The organism is Curtobacterium sp. B8, assembly GCF_000333315.1.
In the GTDB taxonomy this organism is placed as follows: domain Bacteria; phylum Actinomycetota; class Actinomycetes; order Actinomycetales; family Microbacteriaceae; genus Curtobacterium; species Curtobacterium luteum.
In genome coordinates this window covers 1-1,474 of record NZ_BACW01000345.1, presented here as the reverse complement: position 1 = coordinate 1,474, position 1,474 = coordinate 1, and the positions used below count along the sequence as shown (strand labels likewise).

Below are 1,474 nucleotides of genomic sequence, written 5' to 3'. Positions count from 1 at the left end.
TCCCGGTAGTACCGTCATGGAACGATTCCCACGGTAGTACCGTTCTGGAACAACTGGGTGGAGCGAGGTGCACGACCGGCGCGGGCGTTCGTTGTGCGTGTCCGACAACCGACCGGCAGGATGGCCGCATGGACATCCGCTTCACAGAGTCCCACCCGTCGACCATCGGTGTCGAGTGGGAACTCCCGCTGGTCGACCGGGACACCGGGGACCTCACCCCGCGCGCCCCGGCGGTGATCAGTGCGGTGCAGGAGCGGCTGGGCGACCCGGACCGTGTCACGGAGGAGCTCCTGACCAACACCGTCGAGGTCGTCACGGGCGTGCACACGACGGTCGGCGGGGCCACCCGGGAGCTCTCCGGCATCATCGGCGAGGTCGTCGACGCCGCGGACCCGCTCGACGCGCAGGTCATGTGCTCCGGCACGCACCCGTTCGCCCTGTGGGACCAGCAGGAGATCACGCCGGACAGCGAGCACTACACGACCCTCATCGACCGGACGCGCTGGTGGGGACGCCAGATGCTCATCTGGGGCGTGCACGTGCACGTCGGGATCGACCGGCGCGACAAGGCCGTGCCGATCATGAACGCGATGCTCGGCTACGTGCCGCACCTGCAGGCCTTCACCGCGTCGAGCCCGTTCTGGGGCGGCATCGACACCGGGTACGCCTCGAACCGGGCGCTCATGTTCCAGCAGCTCCCGACCGGCGGACTGCCGCCGGGCATCGGCGACTGGAGCGGTTTCGAAGGCGTCGTCGACGACCTGACCCGGACCGGTGTGATCGACGGGTTCAAGGACCTCCGCTGGGACATCCGCCCGTCACCGGGCTGGGGCACGCTCGAGAACCGGGTCTCCGACGGCATCTCGACCCTGCACGAGGTCGGCGCCGTCACCGCGCTCGTCCAGTGCCTGGTGACGGCGCTCTCCGACCGGCTCGACCGCGGCGAGGAACTGCCGACCATGCAGCAGTGGTTCGTCCGCGAGAACAAGTGGCGCGCAGCGCGGTACGGCATGGACGCGGAGATCATCACGAACGCCGCGGGTGACGAGCGGCTCGTCACCGACGAGGTGCACGACCTCGTGCAACGCCTCGACCCGATCGCGGAGCGGCTCGGCTGCCAGCAGGAGCTGCACCACCTCGACACGATGACCGAGCAAGGGGCCTCGTACCAACGCCAGCTCCGGGTCGCGCAGGAGAACGGCGGCGACCTCCGCGCCGTCGTCCGCCACCTGGTCACCGAGCTGCGCGAGTCGCTCTAGTCGCCACCACCTCCGGCCGGGAGGCACGGTGCGGGTCCGCCCCGCGCCTCCCGTCCTGGGGGCTGGCACCGCGTCGGACGATCGGTACAGTTCGGATGTGAACGGGACGAGCGCCGGGGGCGCGTCGAGGGTCGGTGTCCACCGTGCGGCGGCCTTCGTCGCGGCCGGGCAGCCGCGCGAGGCGCTCGCCGTGCTCGCTGCGGCCGGGCCCGAAG

General features: G+C 70.8%; 1 protein-coding gene. It reads left to right on the top strand.

Annotated elements, in window-relative coordinates; translation table 11 throughout:
• The first annotated feature begins 128 nt into the window (after positions 1-128).
• The gene (locus I59_RS08985) at positions 129-1,259 is read left to right on the top strand and encodes a glutamate--cysteine ligase (protein WP_022903586.1); all 1,131 of its coding nucleotides are present in this window, start codon (positions 129-131) and stop codon (positions 1,257-1,259) included.
• Positions 1,260-1,474 lie beyond the last annotated feature (215 nt).